The 8,311-nt window shown below is 59.7% G+C and carries 7 protein-coding genes and 2 pseudogenes; 1 reads left to right on the top strand and 8 read right to left on the bottom strand.

Annotation, left to right across the window (positions count from 1 at the left end; all coding sequences use genetic code 11):
* Positions 1-610: 610 nt before the first annotated feature.
* Positions 611-818, top strand: a pseudogene (locus RCH10_RS26680) (IS3 family transposase); the annotation flags it as partial.
* 145 nt (positions 819-963) lie between these two features.
* Here RCH10_RS26680 and RCH10_RS26685 read toward each other — a convergent pair.
* From RCH10_RS26685 to RCH10_RS26720, 8 genes and pseudogenes are all read right to left on the bottom strand, one after another.
* Positions 964-1,833 carry a DUF4399 domain-containing protein gene (locus RCH10_RS26685; RefSeq protein WP_409054722.1) on the bottom strand — a complete coding sequence of 290 codons (870 nt, stop codon included), beginning with the start codon at positions 1,831-1,833 and terminating at the stop codon, positions 964-966.
* Positions 1,834-2,231: 398 nt separating this feature from the next.
* Positions 2,232-2,357: pseudogene (locus RCH10_RS26690) on the bottom strand (transposase domain-containing protein); the annotation flags it as partial.
* A 282-nt stretch (positions 2,358-2,639) separates the two neighbouring features.
* Positions 2,640-4,148, bottom strand: a complete 1,509-nt coding sequence (locus RCH10_RS26695) for a transposase family protein (protein WP_409054723.1) — start codon at positions 4,146-4,148, stop codon at positions 2,640-2,642.
* Between the two features lie 54 nt (positions 4,149-4,202).
* Positions 4,203-4,544, bottom strand: coding sequence for a CBS domain-containing protein (locus RCH10_RS26700; RefSeq protein ID WP_323501584.1), 342 nt, complete (start codon positions 4,542-4,544; stop codon positions 4,203-4,205).
* Positions 4,541-4,984 (bottom strand): hypothetical protein, encoded by a 444-nt coding sequence (locus RCH10_RS26705; protein ID WP_323501583.1) that lies wholly within the window; start codon positions 4,982-4,984, stop codon positions 4,541-4,543. Before RCH10_RS26705 ends, RCH10_RS26700 begins: the two co-directional genes overlap by 4 nt.
* Before the next feature lie 72 nt (positions 4,985-5,056).
* The gene (locus RCH10_RS26710) at positions 5,057-7,411 is read right to left on the bottom strand and encodes a cbb3-type cytochrome c oxidase subunit I (RefSeq protein ID WP_323498944.1); all 2,355 of its coding nucleotides are present in this window, start codon (positions 7,409-7,411) and stop codon (positions 5,057-5,059) included.
* Positions 7,408-7,704: a hypothetical protein gene (locus RCH10_RS26715; protein ID WP_409054724.1), complete on the bottom strand. Its 297-nt coding sequence runs from the start codon at positions 7,702-7,704 to the stop codon at positions 7,408-7,410. Before RCH10_RS26715 ends, RCH10_RS26710 begins: the two co-directional genes overlap by 4 nt.
* Before the next feature lie 465 nt (positions 7,705-8,169).
* Positions 8,170-8,311: integrase core domain-containing protein (locus RCH10_RS26720; protein ID WP_409054725.1), on the bottom strand; the 142-nt coding region annotated here is incomplete at its 5' end.

An 8,311-nucleotide genomic window follows, 5' to 3' on the forward strand; every position in this document is an offset into this window, starting at 1 on the left:
GCGGCCTCCCGCCGAACGCTGTAAATCGGCTAGTGGTCAACTCGTAATGTAAACAAATGTTTACAATTCGTAACTGAAAAAAGTCACGAACATTCCTATCTTGTGGCGGTGGCGTGGAGATTGCAGCGCGAAGTCGATCCGTGCCGTGCCGTGCCATGCCATGCCATGCCATGCACTTGCCGTCGCCTTCGCACATTTTTCTGACAGCTGTAACTCCTGGCGAACCAACATCACGTCCCTACCGAGCGCCGGAGACGCAACAGGTGACCTTGCCCTCGAAAAATGTATCCCTTGCTGAGCGTTTTAATTCAAGCAGGAGGCGGTGCGACTGGTCGAGGGTGGTCAGAGCATCGCGGCGGCGGCACGCATCTTGGGTCTGGTTGTTGACTGGAGTGAACCCCTACGGCTGGATCAGCGCGCTCCTGCGAACTAAGCCGCCTTCCGAGCAACTTGGGATTCGAATTCGTTGGGTGGAAGATAGCCAAGCGCCGAGTGAATCCGCTTTGCGTTGTAGACCTGTTGCGACCGGTCGAGAATTGACCAGTAAGCTGGCCACGACTTCAGGGCGATGCTGGCAGACTCCGCACGTCCCGCTTGACATAGGAGCGTCAACGCTTGCACTGAGACGCTCTTCGGGTCGTTGAAGGTGGAGCGACTGCACGGCAAACGGTTCAAGACCCGGCGCGAGGCGAAGGACGAAACCATCGATTGGCTGCTTTGGTACAACCGCGACCGGCTGCACTCTACTTGCATACGTCAGCCCGATGCAGTTCGAGCAGCACTGGCTTGCCAATCAGCCACAGCAAGCCAACTCATGAACTCGGCTATGGGGCACGGATTCCAGGGGCAAGCTCACTCGGTCACTCGCGACCACCGAGATCAATTAATTTTGCAACCCCGGACTTCTTCGTTATCAATGGCATGGCAAGAGGAGCCAGGTCAGTGTCAAAAGCTGACCGTACCTCATTGAACGCTGAAGCTGATCGCCTTAGCGCTCGCCTGCACCTTACCGTTGTCGTTGCTCACCCACTCAAGCAGAACCAAGTACTCCCCTTTGGGCGGCGCCAGCCAAAACTCGGTCTGACCCCCTTTGAGGTCGATGGCCTCACCTTTGGAGCCCGTGCGTTGAAGGTTGACTCGAAAATATCCTGTGCCTTCGGCATTGGCTGCGGAGTGCGACAAATTGAAGCCGCTCGCATGCAGCGCCATGCGAAACGGTGCGTATACCGTGCTGCCGGCAGCCGGCTGCATCACGAACACGCGTGGCGAGCCAAGTACGCTCGCAGGGGTTACCCCCTTGTTCTGCTTCGTGACCATGATGGTCAGCTCTTCGCTGTAGACGAAATACAGCACATGGGCATAGTTTGCGAGCAGCAATCGCACGGTGTGCGTGCCGGGTGAAAGATCCACTAAAGCTTCCATTTGACCCTTGCCAAAGTGGATGTAATTGGCGCTGAATGGCAGCGGCTTTTTCAGATCGACCGGTAACGGCGTGTCGATCAACAAATGCAAATGCCCGTGATTACCGACGGTTTTGCCGGCCGGAACGATGCCGACATTGGAAGCGCCGAAGCGCGCAACGAACGGTGATTCGACGGATTGCCCATCCTTGAGATTGGAGAAGTACAGCTCCTTGCCGAATTTACGCGCTGGTGAAAGCCACGGGCTCACGATGCGATCGGCTTCTTCTGCAGCTGGCGACTCGCCCGGTGACTGCAGTTCCTCCAGCGTTTGCGCACTGATGCATGCTGCGGCGCAGCACAGGACTAGCGCTAGCAACGATCGTTCGCAGAAACGAATTCGTGCGAGGGGCAGAAGGCCACTGAATAACATCTTTTGACGTAATTATTTGTAAGAAGTGGATCATCACATCCGATTGATTCGATAAATTCTCGAAGCGAATATGACCCTAAAAATTTAGGGGAACTTCTACAGTTCTGCGGAGCAAGTGGAAAAACTGTGACAGAACGTGTCTATGTCCCGCGCGGCTGCGAAGGGCGTGACTCGTGATTTATTGAACATTTCCGCACGCCTCAAACACGCGCAAAAAGATCAGCTTCAGTGGAGCAACTGACCTTATCTGAGGCCACGATGCTCAAGTGGGAACTTGACATGTTGCACGCAATGCTCACTGCATGAGGCAGCGGACCTTTACGGTTGCCGGTAATCAGTAAGCGGCCAGCCGTCCCACCTTGACGGCAATTAGCGAAGCCCGTTAAGCGATGTGTTGTTCAGTTTGCGGGCTGCCAGAGGTGCGGAAGCAACTCGTCTATGCGGCTGTTCAGATGTGTCGGCAGTCGCGTGAGCACGTCCTTCAGGTAAGCCCACGGATCGTAGCCATGCAACTTGGCCGACTGCATGTCTAGCGTCAATCTGGATGAGAGGCGTGTTGCCTCACGAAGGAATGTTACCCGCCGGCCGGTTGTCGTTTTGGCTCTCTATCTGCCCCGTTCAATTCAATGATCGAAGGCTGTGGGCATGTGGTCGAAGGCTGCGGCGGTGGGCAACGCAGGCCGCACAGCGGCGCGTTGTCCACGGTCGCGGCCGGTGCGCCGCAGGCGCATCGTCCACATGTCCATAGTCTGCCGGGCGCGAAGCGCCCGGCCCCCGTCGGCCGTGAAGTTTTCGCGGCGGCTGTTTCACACTTCGGCTGGTATGCCGGTCGACTTGCGCAGCCGGCCCAGGATCATTTCTCGCGCCCGCTCGGCGCGCCAAGCTTTGACCCGGCGTTGCAACGTTCGCAGTTGCGCGTTGCCGGCATTCGCTTCCGGGAACATCGTTGCCAATCGGTTCATCAACTCCTTGGCCGAAGCGGACGGCTCGGCAATCAGCCAGCCGTCGACAAGCGGCCACGCGTCGGCGAACGGATCAACCTTTGTCCGCCACCAGTGCTTGGCGCCGGGCTGTTTGCGATGCGTGGGTCGGGCCTCTCCATCCTTCCACGCCGTGGACAGGTTCATAAGGAAGGCGTCGACGTCCGGCGACCTGCCTGGCGCAGCGGCGCTTGGCGTGCCGTGCGCTGCGATCTCGCTCAGCGTTTGCTGCGCCTCCCGAATCTCTTGCAGCAACTGCACCGGGTCGAGGCTTTCGAGCTGCGCCTTCAGCCGCGCCTTGATCGCCGTCGTTGTGCTGGCGTGAGCCAGCAGCCGATCGCAAGGCGTTGCTGGTGTGAAGTAGATCTTGTGCACCCTGGCGCCGTCGCGCGTCTTGGATTTCAGCTTGAACGATGGCTGGAAGAAGTTCACGTACAGGCGAGATGACGCGTACAGCGTCGCAAGGGCCTTCGTCGCTCCGACCCCACTCAGACGGCCGTAGCCGACCAGCCTGCGCACGATGGAGCCGTTCTTCTGCTCGACCCAGGCCTGATCATTCTTCTTGTAGGCACGCGAGCGGGTCTGCACGAGGCCATGGCCTTTGCAGTAGTCGAACACGCTCTCGCTCATGAAGGCGCTGTCGTTATCGGAGTCCACGCCGAGCATGGCGAACGGCAGCTCGCCCGCCACCTGCTCGAACGCCCCGACGATCAGCATCTGTTCCCGCATTCTCATGGCGACGCACTCGGTCCATCCCGTGGCAATGTCCGTCATGGTCAGCGTATGAACGTAGTCGCCATCCGTCTTCGGGCCGCCACAGTGCTCGACCATGTCGATCTCGAAGAAGCCTGGCGGTGGGTCTCGCCAGTCGGAGAAGGTGCGCACTGGGATACTGCGTCGGATGGCCGAGCCTACTCCCTTGCGGCGCTTGCGCTGTCCGTCGATGTGCAAGCGCGCAGCGGCGAGCATGCGGTCGATGGTCGCTGCACTGACCTGAAGCACCTTGGTCCTAATGATCGGATCCAAGTCGAGATGGCCGTGACGTTCCATCGCGTCGACCAGGAGCGGGATCAGCGCCTTCAGCCGTTTGCCGCAGACCCGATCTGCCGCCTCCCACAGCATCGTCAGCGCTTGGCGCACCGCCTCGTCGTAGAGACGATTGCGCGCTCGCGCAGCACTCGTCTTCGTGACCTCGTCGCGTAGCACTCGGATCGCATGCTTGCGGTGATAGCCGGTCAAGGCCACGAATTCATCGAGGATCTTGATCCGGTCGCCGAACGCCGCGCTGCGATACCGCTCCCGCAGCGCCTCGACCAGTTCCTTGCGTGTCGTCATGCTGATTTGCCTTGTCACGTTGTGCTCCCGCTGGACAATCCAACGGGTAGCAAATTACGTGAGGCAACAGGTCAGCACGAGTAGCATTTTTGATGCGGCAATGCGAGTGGCCAGGATAGTTGACGCCAGCCAATCGGATGAGCGACACGCGATCACGTCTCGCCTCATCACACTGTCGACCGTGTTGGTGCAGGTGATGCCCGGGCAGAGACCGATCTGCATAACGATGTCCGACTTGGTGATCACACCGATCATTGTTCCGTCTGGATCGCAGACCACAAGCAGGCTGATTTGGGTACTCGATAGCAACTGCGCCGCCTCCCGCAGCGGCGCGTTGGATCGGACCGTAACCAGCCGCGAGCGCGTCGCAGCCGCGATGGTGCTGACGCGATTCATGCCCAATTTGCGCACCCCACATCAAGTCCACCATTGGCCGAATCGCCAACGTTCGCATCTTCGAACTGCAGCGTGCGCAGGTGACCCGATCGTTCAATGAAGCCCAGCATGCGGGCCGCCGCGTGGATCGTCAGGGGATGAGGTGTGAAGCCCGGTTGCGGGGTGATGCAATCGGCTATCTCCCGCACGAGCTTCAGCTGTCGATCGGAAGCGTCGGCCATCAGAACCGCCAGCATGTTCTCCAAGGCGATAACGCGAATCTGCAACTGTACGAGCTCGGCATTTGTCAACGGCAGCGCATCGGTTAACAACTCCACCGAAGCTGCAGGGTAATTTCCTTCGATACCCGCTCCCCCCTCGTTGTCCCACCTCGAGATCGCTTTGTTGAGAAGACGGCTTCGCTCCGGTGAATTGGCCGCTTGATCAGACAATGGGTTCATGTAATGGTGCCAATTTCGAAGATACGCGGGCATAACGCAGATGACGCTTCGCAAAATCAAAGCGTCTGGTGATCAGGCCGCACGCAAACGCCGAACCTGGTCGTCCTTTGCCCCTGCAAGCAGGTTGAAGTAGCACTTGATCGTTGCGATCACCAGCGGCACGGCACCGAACACGATCAAGACGACATGGCCCGGCAGGCTCATCCACTCGATCCAGTGCGATCGGTCGCTGCCCGTGTAGTCCAGGCTGCGCGCATGCCAGTAACCGTTTTGCAGCACGTCCCACAACTGCAGCAGACCACCCGGGAACAAGCTCAGCGCCACCATCATGGCCAAGCCGGCGTTGGTGCCCCAGAACGCGCAGCGCAAGTACTTCTCGATGCCCGGCCAGTGCACATCGTCACTTGTCTGGCGCAGCACGAACACCATCAGCGCAATTGCCAGCATGCCGAACACGCCCATCAGGGCCGCATGCGCATGGTTTGGGGTCAGCATGGTGCCCACTTCGTAGTAGCTGACGATCGGCAAGTTCAACAGGAACCCAAACATGCCCGCGCCCACAAAGTTCCAGAAGCCCACAGCCATCAGGAAATAGAACGCCCACTTGTGCGGGATGACCATCTGCTTGCCCTTCGCATCGCGCTCCCCGCGCGTGGTGCGAACGAAGTCCCAGGCGTCGAGCGTGAGCAAAGTCAGCGGCACCACCTCCAGCGCCGAGAACAACGCCGACAGCGCCATGTTGACGTTGGTCTGACCTGTGAAATACCAATGGTGTCCGGTGCCCATTAAGCCGCCGAGGAAGTACAGGATCGCGTCCAGATAGATCACTCGCAGCGCCACGTTGCGACGGGTCAGCCCGAGCTGGAAGAAGGTCAGCGCCACGATCGTCGTGGCGAAGAACTCGAAGAAGCCTTCGACCCACAGATGGATGATCCAGAAGCGCCAGGTGTCGACCACGGTGAAGTTGGTCCTCGCGCCGAAGAACATCGCCGGGATATAGAACGCGGGAATCGCCAGCGCCGCCACCAGAAACATCCTGACGATTGGCCTTGCGGCAGGATCGCTCAAGGTCTGCGGGCGCACCAGCGACCACAGAAGCGCGAACCAGCCGAACAGGCCTGCGACCAGCAATATCTGCCAAACACGACCCAGCTCCAGATACTCCCACCCCTGGTTGCCGAGCCAGAACCACAAGGGTCCGAGCATCTGAGCGATGCCAGCCCATTCGCCCAGCAAACTGCCGAAGATGACCACTGCAAACGCAGCGAACAGCCCATGGGTGCAGGCCGGCAACCAGCGCGGCTCCTCTGTTCGGAGCGACCTGCCCAGAAACAACGCGGCGGCCACGTAGGCGGTGGCGATCCAAAAGATCGCCAATTGGAGATGCCAGGTGCGCGTCAAATTGCTGGGGAAGAGGCGCTCTATCTGTATACCGTAAAAGCTACCCGGGTCGGCGCGCCAATGGGCCGTTGCGGCACCCACGAGCGTTTGTGCCAGAAACAGCACGGCAACCACGACGAAGAACTTCACAAGCGCGTTTTGCCCCGGACTGGAACGGCCAGGCAGCATCTGCGGCTTGACGTTGTGGCCCCGGGTGATCCAGCCGAGGTAGTCGAATTTGCCGAAGGCCAGCAGCACGGTCGATATGCCGGCGAGCAGTACCAGCAGGCTGACCGCGCTCCACAACAGCGCGCCCGAGATCGGCACATTTCCGACGCTTGGGTCATACGGAAAGTTGTTGGTGTAGGAGTGCACTTCGCCCGGCCGGGCCGCGACGGACGCCCAGGCCGCCCAGGTCACGAAAGCCGTGAACTGGCGCAGCTCAGTCGGATCGGTGATCAGATCGGCCTTCAGGCCGCCGTTGCGCGACGGGTCGTGGAAATAATCGGTCCAGTGCGCGATCTCAGATTTAAAAGCGGCGGTCTGTCCTATGGTGAACTGCAGCAGCCCGGTGGACGCGTCATAACGGTTCGTTTTCAACGACACGCTCGTCTCGGCCTGGACCGCTGCCGCCTGACCTGGAGTCAACGCGTCCAGCGGCTTGCCATACTGCTCCTGCGCAATGTCCTGGGCGGTGACCAGTCCCATGCGGTGCAGTGCGGCGGCCGAATAGTCGGGCCCGAGATAGGCACCGTGGCCCCAGATGCTGCCGTTGGCCATCAGGCCGTAGCGCAAAAACAAGGTCTGTCCGTCGCCGACATCTTCTGCGGTGAACAGGAGCTCACCCTGTGTATTCACCACCTGTGCCGGAATCGGCGGCGCGTTGCGATACGAGAGGGTGGTTATTAGCAGCAGGCCCGAAAAGCCAAGCACCATCACGATCAGCACAGCCCGTATCCACCAGGGCGACAGCGAGCCGTCGTCCTTGGCGACGGGCTGCGCGGCGACGCCTTTGGCCGGAGGCTTGCTCGCGACCGCATCAGTCACAGCGCCGCCTTCAGCATCGCCAGACAGTTGAGACGCTGGGCGTGGCTGGGCCGCATCAACGCATCAACTTCGCGCGCGGTCCCGATGTATAACTGCGCGCCGCCCTCCAGGCTTTTGCACATTATTCGCTTGCTACCTCGGCGTATCTCCTTGCCGGAGAGCAGAGTTACGCGAAAAACACCCGCACATGCAGCGCTTTGTCCGGCGTCGTGGTGGTGCGGGCGCCAGGGGGTGCACTGCCAAGCGGGCCGAATGTCGATTAGTTCGCCCGACAGTGAATAGTGAATGGCCATGACTTGAAGCTCCTCATCCCATCCTGCGCTCAAGGACGGAAGGCTTCTGTGCGCTATCGAACGCAGCCAGGAAGTTGTAGGTGTCCTTCCTCATCGGCGGAATTGGAGTGCTGCGTACGGCGATTTTCCTTACCCGATACGGACTGCCTCCCCAAGTGGGGATGACCACTTGTTATGCCGCATCCTCATGCCGCCAGTTCTTTAGGAAGAAGGCGGTCATATTCTTTCTTGACCACTGCTTAACACTCGCAGGTGCGCTTTTCAAGCCCAGGCCGTGTCCTGGTCAAATGAATTCGCACACTCGGATGGGTGGAAATCAGTTGGACAGTAAACGTGACGAAATCAACCCTACGAGTCTTTGACGCGCGCTTCAAGCTGCAAGTCGTTCAGATGATCCGCGTCCAGGGAGAGCTGGCCCCATTCGCTTGAACAGATTCCGAATCTTTTTAAGTGGATCCTGCGGGGTCAGGCTGCCTGGGCCGAAGGCCATGGCAGCGAGTCGAAGTACACCACATCGGGTGTGCGGGCTTGCAAGCTCGAGTGCGGTCGGCGGGTGTTGTAGAACTCAATGTACCGGCCGATCCCGGTGCGGGCCTGGCCGACGCTC

The sequence above is a fragment of the Variovorax sp. GrIS 2.14 genome, from assembly GCF_046115955.1.
In the GTDB taxonomy this organism is placed as follows: Bacteria; Pseudomonadota; Gammaproteobacteria; order Burkholderiales; family Burkholderiaceae_C; genus Variovorax.